At 52.8% G+C, this 23,450-nt stretch carries 19 protein-coding genes, 1 pseudogene and 1 riboswitch; of the genes and pseudogenes, 19 read left to right on the forward strand and 1 reads right to left on the reverse strand.

All coding sequences use genetic code 11. From position 1 onward, the window contains the following. Positions 1-91 precede the first annotated feature (91 nt). From purR to HH215_RS23365, 6 genes are all read left to right on the forward strand, one after another. Positions 92-919, forward strand: coding sequence for a pur operon repressor (gene purR, locus HH215_RS23340; RefSeq protein WP_169282077.1), 828 nt, complete (start codon positions 92-94; stop codon positions 917-919). A gap of 28 nt (positions 920-947) precedes the next feature. Continuing rightward, positions 948-1,346: a RidA family protein gene (locus HH215_RS23345; protein WP_169282078.1), complete on the forward strand. Its 399-nt coding sequence runs from the start codon at positions 948-950 to the stop codon at positions 1,344-1,346. 110 nt (positions 1,347-1,456) lie between these two features. Beyond that, the gene (spoVG, locus tag HH215_RS23350; protein ID WP_115995948.1) at positions 1,457-1,741 is read left to right on the forward strand and encodes a septation regulator SpoVG; all 285 of its coding nucleotides are present in this window, start codon (positions 1,457-1,459) and stop codon (positions 1,739-1,741) included. Between the two features lie 118 nt (positions 1,742-1,859). Further along, the gene (glmU, locus tag HH215_RS23355; protein WP_169282079.1) at positions 1,860-3,257 is read left to right on the forward strand and encodes a bifunctional UDP-N-acetylglucosamine diphosphorylase/glucosamine-1-phosphate N-acetyltransferase GlmU; all 1,398 of its coding nucleotides are present in this window, start codon (positions 1,860-1,862) and stop codon (positions 3,255-3,257) included. A 17-nt stretch (positions 3,258-3,274) separates the two neighbouring features. Beyond that, the gene (locus tag HH215_RS23360) at positions 3,275-4,231 is read left to right on the forward strand and encodes a ribose-phosphate diphosphokinase (RefSeq protein ID WP_169282080.1); all 957 of its coding nucleotides are present in this window, start codon (positions 3,275-3,277) and stop codon (positions 4,229-4,231) included. A 54-nt stretch (positions 4,232-4,285) separates the two neighbouring features. Further along, positions 4,286-4,930, forward strand: a complete 645-nt coding sequence (locus HH215_RS23365; RefSeq protein WP_169282081.1) for a 50S ribosomal protein L25 — start codon at positions 4,286-4,288, stop codon at positions 4,928-4,930. 553 nt (positions 4,931-5,483) lie between these two features. On the opposite strand, the gene HH215_RS23370 is transcribed toward HH215_RS23365, so the two are convergent. Continuing rightward, a complete protein-coding gene (locus HH215_RS23370; RefSeq protein ID WP_174887700.1) occupies positions 5,484-5,678 on the reverse strand; it encodes a hypothetical protein in 195 nt (64 codons plus the stop codon). Between the two features lie 125 nt (positions 5,679-5,803). Between HH215_RS23370 and pth the strand changes: the two genes are divergently transcribed. The 13 genes and pseudogenes from pth (at position 5,804) to urtB (ending at position 23,445) form a co-directional block, all read left to right on the forward strand. Next, entirely contained in the window at positions 5,804-6,370 is a 567-nt protein-coding gene (pth, locus tag HH215_RS23375) for an aminoacyl-tRNA hydrolase (protein ID WP_169282082.1), read from the forward strand. Between the two features lie 182 nt (positions 6,371-6,552). Continuing rightward, a complete protein-coding gene (locus tag HH215_RS23380; protein ID WP_169282083.1) occupies positions 6,553-6,783 on the forward strand; it encodes an anti-sigma-F factor Fin family protein in 231 nt (76 codons plus the stop codon). Positions 6,784-6,984: 201 nt separating this feature from the next. After that, entirely contained in the window at positions 6,985-10,506 is a 3,522-nt protein-coding gene (gene mfd / locus HH215_RS23385) for a transcription-repair coupling factor (protein ID WP_169282084.1), read from the forward strand. Next, entirely contained in the window at positions 10,493-11,593 is a 1,101-nt protein-coding gene (locus HH215_RS23390) for a peptidylprolyl isomerase (protein ID WP_169282085.1), read from the forward strand. The genes mfd and HH215_RS23390 overlap by 14 nt, the downstream gene beginning before the upstream one ends. A gap of 226 nt (positions 11,594-11,819) precedes the next feature. Beyond that, positions 11,820-11,925: riboswitch (guanidine-I (ykkC/yxkD leader) on the forward strand. Between the two features lie 80 nt (positions 11,926-12,005). Further along, complete coding sequence (locus tag HH215_RS23395; RefSeq protein WP_169282086.1) at positions 12,006-12,731, forward strand: urea amidolyase associated protein UAAP1; 726 nt, start codon at positions 12,006-12,008, stop codon at positions 12,729-12,731. Between the two features lie 33 nt (positions 12,732-12,764). Next, positions 12,765-13,421: an urea amidolyase associated protein UAAP2 gene (locus HH215_RS23400; protein ID WP_169282087.1), complete on the forward strand. Its 657-nt coding sequence runs from the start codon at positions 12,765-12,767 to the stop codon at positions 13,419-13,421. Between the two features lie 32 nt (positions 13,422-13,453). Then, positions 13,454-17,089 carry an urea carboxylase gene (uca, locus tag HH215_RS23405; protein WP_169282088.1) on the forward strand — a complete coding sequence of 1,212 codons (3,636 nt, stop codon included), beginning with the start codon at positions 13,454-13,456 and terminating at the stop codon, positions 17,087-17,089. A 170-nt stretch (positions 17,090-17,259) separates the two neighbouring features. Continuing rightward, positions 17,260-17,433 (forward strand): annotated as a pseudogene (locus HH215_RS36500) (amidase family protein); the annotation flags it as partial. A 67-nt stretch (positions 17,434-17,500) separates the two neighbouring features. Then, positions 17,501-18,484, forward strand: a complete 984-nt coding sequence (locus tag HH215_RS36505) for an amidase family protein (protein WP_254450193.1) — start codon at positions 17,501-17,503, stop codon at positions 18,482-18,484. Further along, positions 18,484-18,870, forward strand: a complete 387-nt coding sequence (locus HH215_RS36510) for an allophanate hydrolase-related protein (protein WP_254450194.1) — start codon at positions 18,484-18,486, stop codon at positions 18,868-18,870. Before HH215_RS36505 ends, HH215_RS36510 begins: the two co-directional genes overlap by 1 nt. Before the next feature lie 442 nt (positions 18,871-19,312). Next, positions 19,313-20,494 (forward strand): IS256 family transposase, encoded by a 1,182-nt coding sequence (locus HH215_RS23415; RefSeq protein ID WP_169282089.1) that lies wholly within the window; start codon positions 19,313-19,315, stop codon positions 20,492-20,494. Positions 20,495-21,112: 618 nt separating this feature from the next. Continuing rightward, positions 21,113-22,408, forward strand: coding sequence for an urea ABC transporter substrate-binding protein (gene urtA, locus HH215_RS23420; RefSeq protein ID WP_174887636.1), 1,296 nt, complete (start codon positions 21,113-21,115; stop codon positions 22,406-22,408). 131 nt (positions 22,409-22,539) lie between these two features. Then, the gene (gene urtB, locus HH215_RS23425) at positions 22,540-23,445 is read left to right on the forward strand and encodes an urea ABC transporter permease subunit UrtB (protein ID WP_169282090.1); all 906 of its coding nucleotides are present in this window, start codon (positions 22,540-22,542) and stop codon (positions 23,443-23,445) included. Positions 23,446-23,450 lie beyond the last annotated feature (5 nt).

Consider the following 23,450-nt stretch of genomic DNA (forward strand, 5'->3'; position numbering starts at 1 on the left):
CGGCAGATCCCCGCCATTCTTCTTGAACAAAACCGTATAAAAGTGTTATGATACTCCTAAAATATTCGGATTTTGGACGGGAGAGGGGAACTTGAAAAAATTGAAACGCAGCGCTAGGCTCGTTGAAATGACGCAATACTTATTGGCCCGTCCTCATACGTTAATTTCCCTAACAGCATTCGCTGAGCGTTACCAGTCAGCTAAGTCGTCTATTAGCGAGGATTTGGCGATTATTAAAGAGGTTTTCGAGGACGAGGGAATCGGGGAATTGAATACGCTAGCCGGAGCAGCCGGCGGCGTTAGATTCGTACCGAAGTGCCGCAAAGATCAGGCTTTGGAGAAAATGGGTTCGATATGTCGCGAATTAGAGCTGCCTGAACGTTTGCTTCCGGGCGGATATTTATATATGACGGATTTGTTGGGGCAACCGGCTATGATGCAAGAGGTAGGACGGATGTTCGCCACGGCGTTCGCCGATCGGAATATCGACGTCATTATGACCGTCGAAACCAAAGGTATCCCTTTGGCTCATGCAACCGCCCAATATTTGAATTTGCCGGTCGTTATCGTTCGTCGCGACCATAAGGTGACCGAAGGTTCCGCCGTGAGCATCAATTACGTCTCCGGATCGACTAAGCGGATACAGACGATGTCGCTGGCCCGTCGCGCGTTAAAAGAAGAATCCCGGGTTCTGATCATTGATGATTTCATGAAGGCGGGCGGTACGATTCAGGGAATGGTCGACTTGCTCTATGAATTCCGTGCCGTCGTCGCCGGCGTTGGCGTGTTCGTCGAGTCTGGCGAGATCGATAACGAGGAACGGTTACTGCATGATTACGTCTCGCTTGCGAGATTATCGGAAGTCGATTTGAAGACCCGCCAGATTAAAGTGCAGCCAGGTAACTTTTTCACCAAATAAAATGACCGACTATCGGAGGAAATCACTTATGTCGCTGAAAATCGTTTCGACGCCCGAAGCCCCTGCAGCCATTGGACCCTATGCTCAAGCGGTGCGCGCTGGCAATCTGCTGTATACATCCGGACAGATTCCATTGACGCCGGCCGGCGAGCTTGTGGTCGGCACGATTCAAGAGCAAACGCATCAAGTGCTAACCAATCTGAAAGCGGTTTTGGCAGCTGAAGGAGCCGGCTTCCATGACGTGATCAAGACGACCGTCTTTTTGAAGGATATGAACCAGTTTTCTGAGTTCAATTTGGTGTACGCATCGTACTTCGGAGAGCACACTCCAGCCCGTTCGACCGTAGAAGTGGCAAGGCTTCCGAAGGATGTTTTTGTCGAAATAGAATTGATTGCGGCGATATCTGTCGAAACTGTCAGGAATTAAAAAATTATTTCAAATTTAGCAATTGTTTTACCATATTTAAGAAGGAATCTGCACTGATTTGTGGAATATTACACCAAGTCTTTCTGATAGGACAAAGGTGGTGAACATAGGTGCAAATTACAGACGTTAGACTCCGCCGCGTCAATTCGGAGGGGCGCATGAAAGCCATTGCTTCAATAACCATCGATAACGAATTCGTCGTCCACGACATTCGCGTTATTGATGGGAACAATGGAATGTTCGTCGCTATGCCGAGTAAACGGACTCCGGACGGGGAATTTCGGGATATCGCTCATCCGATTTCTTCTGGAACGCGCGAGAAGATTCAAGCTGCAGTACTTGCTGAATACGAACGTGCCGCACAAGAGGAAGAAGTTATGGTCGAAGGGGCATAATAATGAAAATTCGAAAAGAGGGCCCCTGCAGGCTCTCTTTTCATTTGCGCAAGAATAAGCTATGATTCTGGAGAAGTTTAATGATTGTTATAAAGCAATGAAAGGGGCTAACTACCCGATGAAAAAGATGGCGATTGTGCTTGCGGCGGGACAAGGCAAGCGCATGAAATCGAAACTATATAAGGTGCTGCATTCCGTATGCGGAAAACCGATGGTGGAACACGTGCTGGACGCGGTTAAGGAAGCCGCCTGCGAAAGATCCGTCGTCGTGGTAGGTCACGGCGCTGAAGCCGTGAAGACGGCTTTGGGGGATCGGGCGGAGTACGTCCTGCAAGCGGAGCAACTGGGAACCGGACATGCGGTGCTGCAGGCCGAAGCGCTGCTAAGCCAAGAAGAAGGCATTACGGTCGTGACTTACGGAGATACGCCGCTCGTGACAGGCGCTACGATTAACGCGTTGATCGAGCACCATATCGCCCAAGGGGCGGCGGCCACGATCTTGACGGCGGATGCGGAGAACCCAACCGGACTAGGCCGGATTATTCGGGGCGAGGACGGCAGGGTGCTGCGCATCGTCGAGCAGAAGGACTGCTCTCCGGAAGAAGCGGCTATCCGAGAGATCAATACCGGAACGTATTGCTTCGATAATCGGAAGCTGTTCTCGGCGCTTAGCGAAGTAACGAACGATAACGCTCAAGGAGAGTATTACGTCACGGACGTTATCGGTATTTTGCATGGCCGCGGAGAAAGTATCGCCGCCTATCTGTGCGAGGATTCCACCGAAGGAATCGGCGTTAACGACCGCATCGCCCTTGGCGAAGCCGAGCGTCTGATGCGCCGGCGCATTAATGCAGGGCACCAACTGAACGGGGTGACCTTCATCGACGTCGAGAATACTTATATCGAAGCGAACGTAACGATCGGTCAGGATACGGTTCTATACCCTGGAACCGTACTTCGCGGGAATACTGCGATCGGGGCCGATTGCGTGATCGGTCCGTCTGCCGAACTTACGGATACTAAGGTCGGCGACGGTTCAACGATTCGGCAGTCGGTTGCGGAAGGAGCGGAAGTCGGCGAGGAATGCAGCGTCGGTCCGTTTGCTTATTTACGTCCGGGTACGAAGCTGGGCAGGCACGTGAAAGTCGGGGATTTTGTGGAGATTAAGAATACGGTTATCGGAGAACATAGCAAAGTACCGCACTTAAGTTATGTAGGCGATGCTATCGTAGGTGCCAATGTGAATATTGGCTGCGGAGCGATTACGGCCAACTATGACGGGTATAATAAATCGAAGACCGAAATTGGGGACAACGTGTTCATAGGGAGCAACGCCAATCTCATCGCGCCGGTCAAAATCGGCAGCGGTGCTTATGTTGTGGCAGGTTCCACCATTACGCATAACGTTCCGGACAACGACGTTGCTATCGCGCGCGAGCGCCAAGTCAACAAGCCGGGATACGCGGACAAGATCCGTGCCCGCGCGCGTGCCAAGAAGGAAAGAGAAACCGAATAAACAAAGGCGGTTATGCAATGGCCTATTCGGATCCAACATTAAAGCTGTTTTCCTGTAGCTCGAATCCCGAACTGGCGAAAGCCATTGCCGGTCATATCGGGCTCGAGCTAGGTAACGTAGCGATGAGCCGGTTTAGCGATGGAGAAATCCACATCCGGCTCGATGATAGCGTAAGAGGAAGCGATGTCTATGTCATCCAATCCACTTCCGCTCCGGTGAACGATCATCTCATCGAGCTTCTGGTTATGGTGGATGCGCTGAAGCGGGCATCCGCGGACACGATTAATGTCGTGATGCCGTATTACGGCTATGCGCGTCAAGACCGTAAAGCTCGTTCGCGCGATCCGATAACGGCGAAGCTGGTCGCTAATCTGATCGAAACCGCCGGGGCGCATCGCGTTATCGCTATGGATTTGCACGCGATGCAGATCCAAGGATTTTTCGATATTCCCGTCGATCATTTGCTTGGCGTTCCAATCTTGGGAGACTATTTTAACAGTAAAAAACTGCCTTCCCCCGTTGTCGTATCGCCCGATCATGGCGGCGTCGTTCGCGCTCGGAGATTAGCCGATGCGCTTCAAGCGCCTCTGGCGATTATCGATAAACGCAGACCCGAGCCTAACGTCGTCGAAGTGATGAATATTATCGGGGACGTGTCCGGTCGTACGGCCATACTGATCGACGACATCATCGACACTGCCGGCACGATAGCGCTTGCGGCCAATGCGCTGAAGGAAGCCGGAGCGGCGGATATCTACGCTTGCTGTACGCATCCTGTGCTATCCGGGCCGGCCATTGAACGTTTGGATGCCTCGCCTATCGTCGAGATCGTTATCACGGATACGATCCCTCTAAGACAGCCTTGCGCTACCAATAAGGTAAAAGTATTGTCCGTAGCTCCGCTCATCGCGGAAGCCATCGTGAGGATTCACGAGAAGCAATCGATCAGTAAGCTATTCGAGCCTCATGTTTAATGATCACCTCCCTAGGGTAAAACAAGGTTAGACGTTCAGAGGAGGTAATCAGGTATGAGTGCGAGTTTAAGCGTACAAGCGCGAGAGGCTTCAACGAAGGGCGATCTAAGAAAGGTGCGATCATCGGGTAAGGTTCCGGGAATCGTATACGGAAAGGGACTTGAACAGCCGTCGATGATCTCGATTGAAGCGAAGGACCTGGCAACGATGCTGAGAAGTTATCCGAATGCGGTTATAGAGATGGACATTCCGGGCGCAGGAAAACACCCCGTAATGATGGCGGAAATGCAAAGAGATTCCATGTCGCGGCAAGTGCTGCACATAGACTTCAAACGCATAAATATGAACGAGAAGATTACGACGGGCGCGCGGTTGGAAGTAACGGGAGTTTCTCCGGGCGAAAAAGAAGGCGGAATGCTCCAAACCGTGCTGCACGAAATCGAAATCGAGTGTTATCCTAGGGATATTCCCGAATCCATTACCGTGGATGTAAGCGGCTTGGGGGTTGGCGAGCATCTGACGATCAGCGACTTGATTCTACCTAACGGCGTCGAGGCTACGCAAGATCCAGAGACGGTTATCCTTGCGGTTCTGGCTCCTCAGAAGGAACGTACGGAAGAGGAACTGGATGCGCTTAATGACGAAGCGGAGGAAGACCGCAAGCATTCGGAAGCCGCTACGGCGGTCGACAAGGGGTAATAGAGGAGGGGGCGCCGTTCGCGGCATCCCCTTTTGCATTTACATGGGACCTTGCAAACCGCAAACCGCAAACCGCAAACCGCAAACCGCAAACCGCAAACCGCAAACCGCAAACCGCAAACCGCAAACCGCAAACCGCAAACCGCAAACCGCAAACCGCAAACCGCAAACCGCAAACCGCAAACCGCAAACCGCAAACCGCAAACCGCAAGTCGGCCAATTGATGAATATAGAGTACTCACAGTTCGCTACAGATCAGTGCGAGGCGTCGGATGATGGCTATAGAGTACTCACAGTACGCTACAGTTCATTCTTAGACATCGCATGGTGATTATAGAGTACTCACAGTGCGCTACAGGTCAGTACAAGGCATCGCATGGAGGCTATAGAGTACTCACTGAGCTAGAGTCAGCGGTAAGACATCGGAAGGGGGTACAGAGCTCTCAGTGCGCTATAAATCGGGAATGATCAAGTAGGGGGAAAAAGAAAAGACCATCAACGCCGTGACGGTCTTTTCTTCTTTTCTTTTTGCTTATGGAAAACAACATTGCTGTTAGTATCCTGGACGCGAGACGAAGGTAAATTGCTTGCGGTTGTAGAAAATATTATTGACCTGAACGAATTCTTTGCCATAATATTCGATGAACCCGATATCGCTATGCCGCCGACCGCAGTAAATTTGCACTGGAACCTCTGAAGACATATGATCTAGGAAGTGCCGATCATCATAAATCATCTGACCGTTCATGTACACATCAATTCACCCCTCTTTCTCTGTAGAGTCTGTATTCATTAGGACACATGAGCGGCAAAAATCGTTGCACCCCCGAGAAAATAATTTTATCGTTAGTACCGTGGAGGATGAATAACGTTATGCGATGGATTGTAGGATTAGGTAATCCGGGAGCCACTTATGCCCATACAAGGCATAATGCCGGTTTCATGGTCATAGACGAAATGGCACGCCGACTGAATACCCAGGTCAATACGCAGAAATGCAAAGCTTTGGTCGGAGAAGCAAGAATGGGAGATACGAAAGTCGCGCTCTTGAAGCCGCAGACTTATATGAATCTATCCGGAGAGTCGCTCCGGGCGTTTATGGACTATTACAAAGTAAAGCTCGAAGACATGATCGTCGTATACGATGATCTCGACACGGAGATCGGCCGTATTCGGCTGAGGTATCAAGGCAGTCCGGGAGGACACAATGGAATTAAATCGATTATCCAGCACATGGGGACCCAGAATTTCAACCGAGTTCGAATTGGGATATCACGCCCTAAGCCGGGAATGGTGATATCGGATTACGTGCTGTCCGCATTTGCGAAATCGGAGCAAGCCGATTTGCGCAAATCGGTGGAAGAAGCGTGCGATGCGATCGAATATTCGTTCACCCATTCCTTCGAACAGACGATGGCCAAGTATAACGCCAAGGGATGATACGCTCAAGCATAAATGGCTTACGCCGTCCTTAGGGAAGCGCGGAAACGTTTATGTCGAAGACGATTCAGAAATGAATAGAGAATTATTATACCTTCGGAATCGTTAAAAATGACGGTTTGCGGGAATACTGGATAAGGAAGCGGGAACTGCCGCATAACCTAACTCCAGGAGGCATACATATGGCTGTAAACTATATTTGCCGACATTGCAGCATGCCGCTCGGAAGCTTCGAGAATGCCGATGTACCGGAATACCGGCTCGGGTTGCATTTCTTGACCCCCGAAGAGCGAAAGCGTATAATAGCGTATAATTCCAACGGGGACGTGACCGTACGGGTAATCTGCGATTATTGCAGCCAAACATTGGATGCGAACCCCGAGTTGGCTTTGTTGTCCAACCCATTGCAATGAAAGCGGATGTATCACGTTCCGACATTCCTTAAGGAGTCCTTGGCATGTGCCGGGGCTTTTTTCATGATTTTGCGGAGCAAATTTACTTATGTAGAAGCGGGTTGCCCGTCCACGATACTTCAAGCCAGCCGACGCATCGCGCCGTGCCGTTTGACGTAAAATCCGGTAGGCTGGCCCGTGTGATCTGAGAGGGGAAATGCCATGAAGCCGCTAATCCAATCGCTGGTTACCGATCCCGATTTAATTAGCGTCATACAAGGCTTGAAGGGCGGAATGCGGGAGCAGCTTGTCGCTGGCTTGTCCGGTTCCGCGCGCCAAGCGGCTATTGCCGGACTGTACAGGGAATTGCAACGGCCTATTCTTGCAATTACCCATAATATGTTCTCGGCGCAGAAAATGGCGGATGACCTACAAGAGTGCCTTTCTCCCGAAGAGGTATTGTTGTATCCGGCCAACGAATTAATTGCCGCGGAGACGGCGATCTCGAGCCCGGAGACGTCGGCACGCCGATTAGAAGTTATTCTCAAGCTTGCGGAAGGCTTCCGCGGCGTTATTGTCGTACCGTTCGCGGGGGTTCGGAGGTTCCAACCCGACCTGAAGACGATGGCGGAAGCGCATATCGATCTGAAGGTCGGCAATACGTTGCCTATGGATCAATTCCTGCGAGGAATGATCCAATTAGGTTACGAGCGCGTAGATAGAGTCGAGCAGAAGGGGCATCTGAGCGTTCGCGGGGGAATCGTGGATTTTTTCCCGCTTGCATCCGGAATCGCCTATCGCGTCGAGTGGTTCGACGATGAGATCGATTCGATTCGCACGTTCGATCCCGCGGATCAGAGGTCGATCGACAAGCTGGAAGCGTATACCGTGCAGCCAAGCCGAGAATGGATCGCAGGGGAAAGGCGGTTCCAGAACGCGGCTCAACATGCGCACGATTTGCTCGATAAGCAACTCGAGAAAATGTCCGATAGGCAAGCGAAAGAGCGGTTAAGCTCCGAAATTTCCCGGGAAATTGAGCTATTGCGACAAAATGTTTATTTTTCCGAAATTTACAAGTACATGTCTTTGCTATATCCGGAGCGTCAAACGCTGCTGGACTATATTCCTAAGGACGCGGTTCTCTTAATGGATGAACCGAACAGGCTGGGCGAGACCGCACGGCAGTTGGAACGCGACGAGTCCGAATGGACGACCCATCTGCTGCAGCAGGGCAAGTCATTGCCTGGCTTCGTTCTGGCTGTCTCCGCGGAACAGGCGCTGTATCCAAAAGGCTTCCAGACGGTGTATCTGTCCTTGTTCGTTCGCCAAATTCCCCATACTCAGCCGCAGAACATTATCAATTTCGTCTGCCGCTCGATGCAAAATTTTCACGGTCAGATGAACGTGCTCAAGGCGGAGATGGAACGTTGGCGCAAGGGCGGAGTCCGGATCTTGATGCTAGCGGGCAATGCGGAACGCGCGGAGAGAATGAGACGCGTGCTCGAAGACTATCAGATCGAAACTCCGGAGATTCTGCAAGGGAACCTGCAGAGCGGGTTTGAGCTGCCTTCTATTAAGCTTGTCGTCATTACGGAAGGCGAGATGTTCACCCAGAAGCAACGCAAAGCCCGCAGGGTAGATCGCCACCTAGACAACGCGGAGCGGATCAAGAGCTATACGGAGCTTAAGGTCGGCGATTACGTCGTCCATCAGAATCATGGGGTGGGCAAATATCTCGGCATCGGAACCCTCGAAGTCGGCGGAATACACAAAGACTATCTTCATATCGTTTACGCGGGAGGAGACCGTCTTTCGGTACCCGTAGAGCAATTCGACCTCATTCAGAAGTACGTCGGCAACGAGGAAAAGGAACCCAAGGTCAGCAAGCTCGGCGGAGCGGATTGGAATCGGGTTAAGTCGAAGGTTCGCTCCTCGGTGCAAGACATCGCCGACGATCTGATTAAGCTGTATGCGGAACGGCAGGCGACGACGGGCTTCGGCTTTGGGGAGGACACTCCCTACCAGCAAGAGTTCGAGGAGATGTTCCCTTACGACGAAACGGCGGATCAGCTACGAGCCATCAAGGAAATCAAAGAAGACATGCAAACTCCTCGCCCGATGGACCGGTTGCTTTGCGGAGATGTCGGTTACGGCAAGACGGAGGTTGCTATTCGCGCGGCATTCAAAGCCGCTATCGAGGGCAAGCAGGTCGCTGTGCTTGTTCCGACTACGATTCTAGCGCAGCAGCACTATGAAACCTTCCGGGAGAGGTTCTCCGGGTATCCTTTTAATATCAAGGTGTTAAGCCGATTCCGGTCGCGCAAGGAACAGGCGGAAGCGATCAAGGGTCTAAAGGCCGGTACGGTAGATGTTGTAATCGGTACGCATCGCCTGCTCTCCCAAGATATCGTATTCAAGGAGCTGGGGCTTCTTGTCGTGGACGAAGAGCAGCGTTTCGGCGTAACCCATAAGGAAAAGCTGAAGAAGATCAAGACGAACGTGGACGTGCTGACGCTTACGGCCACGCCTATTCCGCGTACGCTTCATATGTCCATGCTGGGCGTTAGGGATTTGTCGGTCATCGAGACGCCGCCGGAAAATCGTTTTCCGGTGCAAACCTACGTGGTCGAATATAGCCCTACGCTCGTTAGGGAAGCGGTGGAACGGGAGCTCGCGCGGGACGGTCAAGTTTATTATTTGTTTAACCGGGTTCAAGGCATCTACCAGATGGCCGAGCAGATTAGCGCGCTCGTTCCGGATGCCCGCGTTGCCGTCGCTCATGGGCAGATGTCGGAGCAGGAGCTGGAGAGAACGATTCTGGACTTCTTGGACGGCGAATACGACGTCTTGGTTAGCACGAGCATTATCGAGACCGGAGTAGATATCCCGAACGTCAATACGTTGCTCGTGCACGATGCGGATCGAATGGGTCTATCTCAGTTGTATCAGCTTCGGGGACGCGTAGGACGTTCGAATCGGATCGCGTATGCGTACTTTACGTATCAGCGGGACAAGGTGTTGACGGAGGTTGCGGAGAAACGTCTGCAATCGATCAAGGAATTTACGGAGCTCGGCTCCGGCTTCAAGATTGCCATGCGCGATCTATCGATCCGCGGAGCGGGCAATTTGCTCGGCGCCGAGCAGCATGGCTTTATCGCATCCGTCGGCTTTGACCTGTATTCTCAGATGCTCGCGGAAGAAATTCAAAGCCGCAAGCTAGAGATGGGGGGCGTCGTTCTTCCGCCTCAGCCGGTCAATACCCAGTTGGATTTGGGCGTGGACGCGTATTTGCCTCCTGAATATATTTACGATAGCATACAGAAAATCGAGATCTACAAGAAGGTCGCGACGGCAACGTCGCTCGAAGACGTCGAAGATTTGTTCGAAGAGCTGGTAGACCGTTTCGGAGAACCGCCTAAAGCCGTGCTTAACTTAATGACGGTGGCTAGACTAAAAGTGTACGGACGCAAATACGGCATCGAATCCATTGTCCGGCGAGGAGACGAATTGACGCTTAAGCTGGAAGAGCGACGTCGGGCCGACGTGGAAGTGAGCAAGCTTAAAGCGTTGGAAGCTAAGATGCAAGGGCGCATGGTCACGGCTTTCACCGAGCAGCAATTGCTTATTCGCTTCAAGGTAAGAGGGATGGACGAGAATGCCTTATTAGCGCTCGTGGAGGATTTTCTGGTACAATACAAAGAAGCGACAAAATCAAAGGGGGAACTACAGGATGTTGCACCGTAATCGCATGCCATACCGCCGGTTGTCAATGTTGACGCTGGCATTGGTCATGCTCGTCGCACTAATATCCGCTTGCGGTAAGAACGACAAGGGGGCTGGTGCCACCGTTATCGCAACGTATAAGGGCGGAGAAGTCACAGAAAAAGAATTCAACAAATACGCGACGTTCCAATCGATCATGAATCCTCAAGCGGCGATGTACATGTCGATTCCGCAAATCAAAGAACAATTCGTTAAGCAGTATATCGTGAGCAAAGTCCTTATCAAGGATATCTCCAAGGAGGAGGACAAGAAAGCTCAGACGGCGGCGGATTCGTTCAAAAAGCAGCTTGAAGATGCAAGAAAAACGGATGCGTCATTGAAGAAGCTTATGGATGACGGAGATCTATCCGTGAAAGAAGCGGTCGCGCAGTATAAGGACCTCGCAGCATTCCAATCCTTCTACGGGGCTAAAGGCGAAGAGCTGAAGCCGACGGTTAAGGAAGAAGAAATCAAAGCGGAGTATGAGAAAGCTCCTACGGACTATAACGTAGTTACCGTTCGTCATATTCTGATCGGTACGGTCGATCCGAACACCGGCGCGGAATTGAAATCCGAAGAAGACGCGTTGAAGTTGGCCAAAGAGGTCAAAACGAAATTGGAAACGAACGAGGACTGGGCGGCTCTGGCGAAGGAGTATTCGACGGATGACGGCTCTAAAGATAAAGGCGGACTTTACGAGAAGCAAACCGCGAAGGGCTGGGTTCCGGAATTCAAGGAAGCGGCCAACACGCAAGAAATCGGCGTTATCGGCGAACCGGTCAAAACGCAATTCGGCTATCACGTCATGAAAGTTGAGAGTCGCGAAGCGACGGCTTACGATAAGCTTAAGGAGACCGACAAAGACGAGATCAAGACAGCCGTTGCATCGACGAAATTGAACGAGTTCTTGACCGCAGAACAGGACAAGCTTGAAATCAAGGTGACGTTGCCGCAAGAACCGACGCCTAGCGCATCGGGTTCTCCTAGCGCATCTCCTAGTGCTTCTCCTTCGTCATCGCCAAGCGCATCGCCAAGCGCGTCGCCAAGCGCGTCGGCAGGAGCGAAGTAAGGCAACCCTAATCGAAGACGTGTTCCGGAATTCCGATCAAGCGATCGAAGGATTCCGGGCGCGTCTTTTTTTATATGCAGCTTTTCTGCCGAATTAATCATCCAATTATGTAATATAAACTAACATAAAAATTGATTATTGAATAAAAAAGCGACCAAAAATTCAAATAATCAGGATTGACGAAGATAATCGCTCGTGATATGTTATGTTTAGTTACACAACTTAATACTAAGTTTACTAGGGTTCCGCCGGAGACTCGATTACCGGGCTGGTCCGAGAGTAAACCGTTCCCGAGCGCGGGGGCGACACGGAAGGATAAAAACCTGGGAGATATCATCAAGACAATCGTCTTGTGATGTCTCCTTTTTATTTACCCAAGATCAGGTTTGAATCTAAAAAAGGAGCGATTCGAATGGAAAACAACGACTGGAGCGTTTCCATCCGACCGGGAGGGAAATGGTCGGGCAAGATCGGCAGAGGCAAACGGCTACGCTTCACGGCGTTAGGAGCAGGGGCTAACGTCTCCGTATTGCTCTATAACGCGGACGATCTAACCGAGCGCTACAATATGCCGGATACTCTGAAGGCGCAGTACACCGCGCATCTGACAAGGGGGCATACGCTTATGAGCGATAACGGGAGGGTGCTCGCGGCTATCGTGGAGGATAGCTTGGGCTGGCACGATACGATTTCGGGTTACACGACCCGGGAGGAGACGGATGCGAAATACGGAGTAACTACGTATCAGGAAACGCGGAACGATTGGTTGCGGAGCGGTCGGGACAATCTGGCCGTCGAACTCGTGCGATGCGGACTCGGCGTGCGCGATCTCATGCCCAACGTGAATTTGTTCTCGAAGGTGTATTGCGACGAAACGGGAGAATTGCACTACGATACGGGGCACTGCCTCCCGAACTCCACCGTTACGCTTCGAACCGAAATGGATGTCGTGCTCGTGCTGTCGAACACCCCGAATCCGCTCGATCCGAGAACGATTTATCCTTCGGTGCCGGTGAAATTGGAGGTGCTGCCGTCGGAAGGGGCGGTCGGCTACGACGATTACTGCGTCGGCTTTCGTCCGGAGAATCGACGCGCTTATGAGAACACATGGGAATATTACGCGCTGCAAGGCCGATAGCGAGCAATCCATACTTTCTGGGAGGAATTATCCATGGCCGTATTTAATCGAGTCGAAAGTTCGCGACAACCTGAATCCGCCGTCTACGACGAAGTCGTCCTTGCGGGGAACGGTTGGATGCGGGAGCTAAATCCGGGGCAAGTGCTGCGGATCGTCGATCTGGAGGGGAATCAAGCTGCGGATACGCTTTTCTACGATGCGGACAATCCGGAGGATCACTATAGCGCCGTTCGCACGATAACGGGTCAGCGCAACATCTACTTGTCGGCCGGCTCCGTGCTGCGGGCGGAATCGGGCAAAGAGCTGCTGACGATCGTCGCGGATACGTGCGGCCGCCATGATACGTTGGGCGGTGCTTGCTCGGCGCAGAGCAACACCGTGCGCTACGCCCATGAGAAGCTGCACATGCACAATTGCCGCGATACTTTTATGCTTCAACTGGCGAATCACGCGGAAGGAGGTAAATACTCCAAGCGTAATTTGGCGCCGAACATTAACTTCTTCATGAACGTTCCGGTCACGCCGGAAGGCGGGCTAACGTTCCAGGATGGCGTCTCCTCGCCGGGGGCTTACGTCGAAATGAGATCGTACGGCCGTACTATGGCGCTGATCAGCAACTGTCCTCAGCTTAATAATCCTTGCAACGCCTATCATCCGACTCCGATTCGGGTTCTCATCTGGGATTGTTGATCGGGAAGATTATCGCTTAGGGAGTGGTCATTATGTTTACTAAAGTTCTCATCGCGAACCGCGGCGCCATCGCCGTCCGCATCGAGCGTACGCTTCGGAAACTCGGAATCGCATCCGTGGCCGTCTATACGAAGGCGGATCAAGACAGCCTTCACGTTGATCGTGCCGACGAAGCCGTACGGATTGGCGACGGGCCGGCCAAGGATAGTTATCTCAACGCGGAACTGATCTTGCAAACCGCTGTGGATACGGGAGCGCAGGCCATTCATCCGGGTTACGGCTTTCTTAGCGAAAATGCCGAATTCTCTCGCGCATGCCGGGAGCGGGGGATCGCATTTATCGGGCCGACTCCGGAGCAGATGGAGACGTTCGGGCTGAAGCATTCCGCCCGCGAGGCGGCGGCGAAAGCAGGTGTTCCGATGTTGCCCGGGACGGGGCTTATCGTCGAGATCGAAGAGGCGGTTCGAGAGGCCGATGGGATCGGGTATCCTGTCATCTTGAAAAGTACCGCCGGGGGCGGCGGGATTGGAATGCGGGTATGCGACGGGGAGGGGGCTCTCCGATCCGCGTTCGATTCCGTTAGGCATTTGGCGGAAACGAACTTCAGGAATGGCGGCGTTTTTCTCGAGAAATACATCGCGAAGGCACGCCATGTGGAGGTGCAAATATTCGGAAACGGGTTCGGCGAGGTGGTTGCTTTAGGAGAGAGGGATTGCTCCATTCAACGACGGAACCAGAAGGTAATCGAAGAAACCCCGGCACCGAATTTTCCCGATCGCGTGCGGTCCGGCATGTTGGAGTCGGCACGCAAGCTGGCGGCCGAGGTCGGTTACCGCAGCGCTGGGACGGTTGAATTTCTGTATGACCCTGAGTCTTGCGAGTACTACTTCTTGGAGGTGAACACGAGGCTTCAGGTGGAGCACGGCGTCACCGAAGAGGTGCTCGGGGTTGATCTCGTGGAGTGGATGGTGCGAGAAGCGGCGAACGAATTGACGGGGTTGGATTCCCTTGTTGCGAAGCCGAAGGGGCATAGCATTCAGGCCCGAATCTACGCGGAGGATTGCTTGCAGGGGTTCCGCCCGAGCGCCGGTCAGTTGGATCAAGCGATATTTTCCGAAGAGGCTCGTAATGAAACTTGGGTGCGGGACGGATTGACCGTTACGACCTTGTATGATCCGATGCTGGCCAAAATCATCGTGCATGGGGAAGATCGAGAAGACGCGATCCGCAAGCTGGTAAAGGCGCTGTCGGATACTCGCTTCTATGGCGTGACGACGAATTTGCAATATTTGAGAGAGTTGCTTGCGAATGAGGATTGCTTATCGGGTAACGTCTATACGGGGTTGTTGAATGGTTTCGAGCCGGCGGAATTCGCGTTGGAAGTGCTGGATGGCGGAGTTCAGACGACGGTGCAGGATTATCCGGGCCGGGTCGGCTATTGGAACGTCGGCGTTCCGCCATGCGGACCGATGGATTCGTTGTCGTTCCGGATAGGCAATAAACTGTTGGGCAACGAAGACGATGCATCCGGTCTGGAAATGACGCTTAGGGGCGGCTCCTTTCGATTCCGCAGCAACATGACTTTCTGCGTGACGGGGGCCGATATGCTGCCGATGATAGATGGGAAGTCTGTTCCTATGTATCGGGCGATTCAAGCTCGGCGGGGCGAGACGCTGACATTCGGAGAAGCCAAAGTGGGGATGCGTTCCTATTTGCTTGTCGGCGGGGGGTTCGATATGGCGAAAATTCTCGGCAGCTCTTCGACGTTTACTCTAGGCCAATTCGGCGGGCACGGAGGTCGGGCGATTCGAACGGGCGACGTACTGAACGTGAATGTGCATGGGGCTTCGAAGCGAGGTGCTGAAGAAACCGAGTGGACGGCGTTGGCGACGGCGCATCGGACGGCGATGACAAACGAGTGGACGATCGGAGTTATACCCGGGCCGCATTGTACGGAGGAATATCTGCGGCCGGAGTATTTGCGCCAACTTGCCGAAACGGAGTGGGAAGTACATTATAACAGCTCGCGGACGGGCGTCCGACTGATCGGGCCCGCGCCTCTCTGGGCACGGGAAGACGGCGGGGAAGCGGGGCTTCATCCGTCCAACATACACGACAACGCGTATGCGATCGGCACGCTTGATCTGACCGGAGACATGCCGATTCTACTTGGTCCGGACGGTCCGAGCCTTGGCGGATTCGTGTGCCCGGCGACGACGGCGACCGCGGAGCTGTGGAAGCTCGGCCAATTACATCCGGGAGATAAAATCCGTTTCCGGCTACTGTCTTTACAAGAAGCCGATGCGTTGAGAGTCGTTCAAGAAGGGAACTTGTTAGCGATCGGAGCAGGAGAGCGAGACGAGTTGGAGCCGGTCGTACTCCCGTTGTCGGCGGCAACCGATTTTCGCGGCGATTACCCGGTGTTGTTTCGCGAGGAGGAAAGGCGTCAATTCCCGCTGACTATCCGATGCAGCGGCGATCGTTATTTGTTGGTGGAATACGGTCGGATGGAGCTTGATCTTGCGCTTCGCTTTCAGGCGCATGCGCTTATGCAGGCCATTAAGGAGAGTGATGCCGTTCCTGTGCTCGATCTGACGCCCGGCATTCGCTCTCTGCAAATTCATATCGACCCTTCGAAAATGACGGTAATGGAAGCCTGTCGGCGTATTGTCGAGATCGAACGATCGCTTCCGTCGCTGGAATCGATCCGGGTTCCGTCTAGAATCGTCCGACTTCCTTTATCTTGGGACGATCCGGCGACAAGAGTTGCCATCGATCGTTATCGGCAGAACGTTCGCCCTGACGCGCCATGGTGCCCGAGCAACATCGAATTCATCCGCCGAGTGAACGGGTTGGATAGTGTCGAGGATGTTCGCAGGATCGTTTTCGAAGCGAATTATTTGGTGCTTGGCCTTGGCGACGTTTATTTGGGCGCTCCAGTCGCAACGCCGACCGATCCGCGTCATCGGCTGGTGACGACGAAGTACAATCCCGCCCGAACTTGGACGCCGGAAAATGCGGTCGGAATCGGCGGGGCTTATATGTGCGTCTATGGAATGGAAGGCCCGGGAGGGTACCAATTCGTCGGCCGAACGGTGCAGATGTGGAACCGCCTTCGTCCTACGGCAAGCTTTAAACCGGGCGAACCGTGGTTGCTTCGGTTTTTCGATCAAATCCAATTTTACCCGGTGGACGCCGATGAACTGCTCATCCTGCGAGAAGATTTCCTTCGCGGCAGATACGAGGTGGACATTACGGAAACGTCGTTCGATCTCGGGGAATATTTACGTTTCCTCGAATCGATCAAGGGGGGCGCGGATGCTTTCCGTGATCGACAGCAAGCGGCTTTCCGTGAGGAGCGAGAAAGTTGGATAAAACTTGGCTTGGCTAAATACGTATCGGACCAGGAATCGACCGAACCGGCGGCGGAAGACGAATTGCCGGAAGGGGCAATTGCGGTGCGCAGTCCAATGCCCGGAAGCGTGTGGAAGGTGCTTGTAACCGCGGGGCAGGAAGTTAAGAAGGGCGACACGCTCGTTATTCAGGAGAGCATGAAGATGGAATTCGCCCAGCAGGCGCCTGGCGATGGGGTCGTTGGCACGGTTTTCGTAGGCCCGGGGGAATCGGTTCATTCCGGTCAATTGATGTTGAGCATCTTGCGGGAATAGACGAGGGGGATTGAAAAATGGAGACGGAGACATTGCCGGCGGTATTAACCATCGGCGGACTACGCGAGCTTTATCTGAAAAGGGAGACGACCCCGGAAGAAGTCGTACTGGAAATCATTCGCCGATCTCGGGATGACGAGGGGATGAATATTTGGATCACGCCACCCGAGATGTCGCGGATCGAACCGTATTTGCGAAAGCTGGGCGAGCTTGATCCGCTGGGTTCGCCGCTATGGGGAATTCCTTTCGCCATTAAGGATAACATGGACTGGAGGGCGGCTCCGACGACCGCGGCTTGCCCCGCGTTCGCCTATTCTCCTTCGGAGGATGCGGAAGTCGTGGGTCGGCTCATAGCGGCGGGGGGCGATTCCGCTTGGCAAGACGAATCTCGACCAGTTCGCAACGGGGTTGGTGGGATCGCGCAGTCCGTATGGCGAAACCTGCAATTCGCTGAAGGCGGAGCTGATCAGCGGAGGGTCGAGCGGCGGCTCGGCGGTTGCGGTGGCAAGGGGGCAAGCGGCCTTTTCCCTCGGAACCGACACAGCGGGCTCCGGGCGGGTGCCCGCTCATCTGAACCGGCTTGTCGGTTACAAGCCGAGCCTTGGCGCTTGGCCGGTCAAAGGCGTCGTGCCAGCGTGCGAAAGCCTGGATTGCGTGTCGGTATTCGCCTGGAGTCTGGACGACGCTCTGGCGGTGGATAGAGTCGCGCGCGGATCGTGTTCGGGCGATCCGTGGTCGCGGGAGCTTCCGGTCCCCGGTTGTTCGCTGCCGTCCCGGATTTGCGTGCCTATCGCCGGAATGGTTGGATTTTTCGGGCCTTTCGCCGCGGAGTACGAACGGGCGTGGGCAATGTCGCTCGCGCGAATAAGGGGTCTCGGCATTCCTGTAGAGGAAGTTGACGCGTCGATTTATGAAGAGGCTGCGGCCATCTTGTATGAAGGACCTTGGGTGGCCGAGCGGTGGGCGGGATTGGAGGCGTTCGTAGAAGCGAATGAAGGACGCTTGTTTCCGGTAACCGAACGGATCCTTCGATCGGGCGCGGATGGGAAGCATACGGCCGCGTCGCTATTCAAAGTGATGCATAAGTTGCAGGCTTATAAGCTCGAAGCTCGCAAAAGGTTGGAGGACGCCGTGCTCGTCATGCCGACGGCGGGCGGTACTTGGACGCGCGAGCAGGTTCGTCTGGATCCGGTCGCGACGAACCGTGATATGGGGAGATACACGAATCATTGCAATTTGCTGGATATGTGCGCCGTTGCCGTGCCTTCTTGCGATGTGGCTCCCGATCTTCCGTTCGGAATCACGTTCTTCGCCTCGGCGGAGCGCGAGGATTTGATCCGGGGCGCGGCGACATTGTTCGAAGCGACGATTGCGCTGGAAAGGGAGGGGGTCTAGTGTCCGCCGATAGGATATTCGTGGCCGTATGCGGATTGCACATGCGAGGGTTTCCGTTGGAGACGCAACTTCTGGAGCGTGGAGCGACGTTCGTACGAGAAACGAAAACCGCCCCGAAATATAAGCTTTATAAACTTCCGACAACTCCCGCCAAGCCGGGGTTGATCAAGCAAAAGTCCGGCGGGGAAGCGATAGAGTTGGAAATATGGAAGGTGCCGGTGACGGAGTTCGGCTCTTTCGTCGCCATGATACCGGCCCCGCTAGGGATCGGCAAAGTCGAGCTCGCGGACGGGTCCGAGGTTTCCGGATTCATCTGCGAGGGCTATGGGGCGGAGATGGTAGGAGCCGTGGACGTAACGGCTTTCGGAGGTTGGAGGAACGTGTAAAGACGGTCATGACTCAAGGGCGGAAGTTCATTGTGCTTTGGGCTTTCGGACTGTAGGGGCCTTATTTGTAAACGAATAAGGCTTTTAAGCATTTCCGCGGACAGAGATGCGCCCGCAACGCAGAACCCCTGGATAGACGATAGTGGTGATTTTCACCGCTATTTCGTGCGACGGCCCGACTTTCGGCTCGATAGTGGCGATTTTCACCGCTATATCGTGCGACGGCCCGACTTTCGGGTCGATAGTGGTGATTTCTACCGCTATATCGTGGGACGGCCTGACTTTCGGCTCGATAGTGGTGATTTTCACCGCTATTTCGTGGGACGGCCTAACTTTCGGATGATGTAAAGTAGTCTGTGTACCAACATTTGGAGCCTTAACAGGCAACAAAAAAGTAGGGTATCCTCGGGATTACGACATCACCAAGAAGGAGCCCTACTCGATGACTACTATATCCGAAAATGCGTACGGCAATCTACTTGAAAATGCTGTAAAAAAGCTGTTGCAGGAGAAGCTAGAACTGCTCATGCGTGAAGAAATTAAGAACTACATGCTTAACGAGCAACAGGATCAGCGAAACAGTCGTAATGGTCACTACAAGCGTACGTTCCAAACCCGTTACGGAACCATAAACGAACTCCAAGTTCCTCGCGACCGTAAAGGCACTTTTCAAACGCGTTTGTTCCAACCCTACCAACGTAGAGAAGGCTGGTTGGAAGAGGCCATCATTCATATGTACAAAGGCGGAATGAGCACACGCGAAGTTGCCAAGTTCATCGAGAGCATGTTCGGTACTCAGTATTCTCCGACCACCATCAGTAACATTACTCAGACGGTTATGGAGGACATCGAACAGTGGCAGAAGCGCCCGCTAGAGAAACGCTACTCCGTTATCTATTTGGACGGGCTCTATGTTAAGCTCAAACGTAATACAGTCAGTAGCGAGGCTGTTTACTTGGTCATGGGTATCGACGAGAAAGGGATACGTCAAATTCTAGGATTTTACGTCGGTGGCCAAGAGAGTTCTAACGTTTGGAAAGAGGTCTTAATTGACTTAAAGAACCGCGGAGCAACCGAAGTGCTAGTTGGCGTTTTTGACGGGCTACCTGGACTTGAGGAAGCTTTTCGAGCAGTGTATCCTCAGGCCGATGTGCAGCACTGTATCGTCCATAAAGTGAGAAGTACCTTTCCAAAAATTCGAGTCAACGATAAAACCGAGTTTCTCGAAGATTTGAAGGGTGTATACACGGCATTTGATGGCGATGTAGCTTTGGCGGTCTTCGATGGGTTCAAAGCCAAATGGAGCAAGCAATATCCGAAGGAAGTGAAGTCGTGGGAGGAACAACTCCCGACGTTACTGACCTTCTACAAGTTCCCAGCACTCACACGACCTGCGATTTACACTTCGAACCCCATTGAACGGACGAACAAAGAGTTACGCAAGCGCCTGAAGCCAATGAATAGTCTAACTAACATTGAAGCAGCAGAGAAAATCATCTACCTCCAATCCCTAGACTACAATGAGAAATGGTGCGGAAGAGCAATTCGAGGCTTTGTAGACCCAGACACCAAAGCAGCATTTGAGAAGATGTACACTGAGAAATATTCAAGACAAAAGACTTAAAGCTGTAGCTCCCGCGCCTTCGCTTGAGCTACGCGCCTCAAGTCACACGACCTTAAACAAATTGATTTTTTCTATCCATCGTCCCGATGGAAAAACCTACTACACAGACTACTTGACGCTACCAACTTTCGGCTCGATAGTGGTGATTTTCACCGCTATTTCACGTGACGGCCCGACTTTCGGCTCAATAGTGGTGATTTGTACCGCTATTTCACGTGACGACCTGACTTTCGGCTCGATAGTGTTGATTTCTACCGCTATTTCACGTGACGGCCTGACTTTCGGCTCGATAGTGGTGATTTTCACCGCTATATCGTGGGACGGCCCGACTTTCGACGGATAAGGTCAGGCTATATTTTTAGAATATCTAACATAAATCCACTAAAAACCGAATACCATCCTATTTCAACATAACAATACGAACATTTATGTAATATTTTATTACATAAAATTAGAATAACTACTCCATTTCCACGAAATTTCAATAATAAATGTAAGGTATATTGACACAAATGATGACATAACCATATAATGTAATTACGAACGGTTGGGCTGTGGAGAGAACCGAACGTTCGGATTTTAGAGAGAAAACCATACTAAGGATCGGGGAGTGGAAAGATGAAGAAGGGCAATTGGTTAAAGGGATTCGTTCTGACGATGACGGCAAGTTTGGTGTTGGCGGGGTGCGGCGGCAATAACAACAACGAAGCCGGGGGTTCGGCTTCGCCGGCGGCGCCGGCATCGTCGGAGTCATCGTCATCGGCGCCTGCTTCATCGCCCGCCGCTGCGGGCGGAGATACGGTTAAGGTTGGTATTCTGCATTCCTTAAGCGGCACGATGTCGATCTCGGAGGTAACGGTTAAGAATTCCGAACTGATGGCGATTAAAGAGATAAACGCCAAAGGCGGCGTGCTTGGCAAACAGATCGAGGCGGTAGTCGAGGACGGCGCTTCCGATTGGCCGACTTTCGCCGAGAAAGCCCGCAAACTCTTGTCCGAAGATAAAGTCGCGACGGTATTCGGGGGATGGACTTCCTCCAGCCGGAAAGCGATGTTGCCCGTATTCGAAGAATTAAACGGACTTCTCTGGTACCCGGTGCAGTATGAAGGATTGGAATCATCCCCTAACATTTTCTATACGGGAGCTACCACTAACCAACAAATCATCCCTTCGGTTGATTTCTTGCTGGAGAAAGGCAAGAAAAAAGTGTTCTTGCTCGGCTCCGACTATGTTTTCCCGCGTACCGCGAACAAAATCATCAAGGCGCAATTGGCGGCCAAAGGCGGAGAGACGGTAGCGGAAGAATACACGCCGCTTGGACATACGGATTACACGACGATTATCGCGAAAATCAAAGAAGCTAAACCTGACGTTGTCTACAATACGCTGAACGGCGATAGCAACGTGGCTTTCTTCAAACAATTGAAGGACGCGGGAATTACGTCCGCGGATCTGATGACGATTTCCGTATCCGTTGCGGAAGAGGAAGTAAAAGGGATCGGACCCGAATACTTAACCGGTCACCTCGTTGCGTGGGATTACTATCAAACGACGGATACGCCGGAAAACAAAATTTTCGTCGAAAATTTCAAGAAAGAATACGGCGCGGAAAGCGTGACGAGCGATCCGATGGAAGCCGGTTACGTTGCCGTGTACTTGTGGGCGGCCGCGGCAGAGAAAGCGGGATCCTTCGAGGTCGATAAAGTGAAGGAAGCGGCCAAGGGCATTGAATTCAATGCGCCGGAAGGCAAAGTCACGATCGACGGCGACAATCAGCATATTTACAAAACCGTTCGGATCGGCGAGATCAAAGCAGACGGTCAAATCGTTGAATTGTGGAATTCCGGCGGTCCCGTTAAGCCGGATCCGTACCTTACGACGTATGACTGGGCCAAAGGTCTGAGCGATCAATAAAGGTGTCGTCTTGCGGAAACTGGGAGGGATGGGGGAGTGTTCGGCGAAAGCCGGGGCTTCCCCTCGCTTTTAAGCAAAATCGCAAAACGCGCGGTAGGGTTTGACGCATTTGGAGCGTAGGGGGTTGCGTAATGGAAATATGGGTCTCGCAATTTTTTAACGGTTTGAGCGTGAGTTCGATTCTATTGTTAATCGCGCTTGGTCTTGCGATTACTTTCGGCCTCATGAAGGTCATTAACATGTCGCACGGGGAATTCATTATGATTGGCGCCTACGGGGCGTATATGACGCAGCAAATATTCAAATCAACCCTTCCCAAGAGCCTATTCGACGCTTATTTTCCCGTTGCTATACTCGTTAGCTTCGTCATCGCATTCGCGATCGGTTACTTGCTCGAAGTCACGCTGATCCGCTTCCTCTACGGAAGGCCGCTCGATAGCTTGTTGGCCACCTGGGGCGTCGGATTGATGCTTCAACAGTTGGCTCGCTCCATCTTCGGGGCGCCTAACGTGGCAGTGTCGAGTCCGTCTTGGTTAGACGGAGGACTGACGGTATTCTCGGGAGTGGTGCTTCCCTATAAAAGATTGTTCATTATCGCGCTAGTGGCGCTTTGTCTCTTCGCGATGTACTTGTATATTTACCGGAGCAACGCCGGTCGGCGGATGAGGGCGGTTATGCAAAATAGAGAGATGGCCGCCTGTCTCGGCATCTCGACCAGACGCGTGGATTCGTTCACGTTCGCGATCGGTTCCGGCATCGCCGGCATAGCGGGTTGCGCGCTTACTTTGATCGGTCCGATCGGGCCTTCCATCGGCACTTATTACATCGTGGACGCCTTCATGGTCGTCGTGCTCGGCGGAGTCGGGAAGTTGGTCGGGACCGTAGCCGGAGCGCTCGGTATCGGAGTATTCAATACGCTCTTCGAATGGTGGACGGATGCTTCTCTCGGCAAAGTGTTGGTATTCCTCTGCATCGTCGCCTTCCTGCAATGGAAGCCGATGGGGATGTTCGCGGTAAGGACCCGGTCCCTGGATTAGACTGG

The sequence above is a fragment of the Cohnella herbarum genome, assembly GCF_012849095.1.
GTDB classification, from domain to species: Bacteria; Bacillota; Bacilli; order Paenibacillales; family Paenibacillaceae; genus Cohnella; species Cohnella herbarum.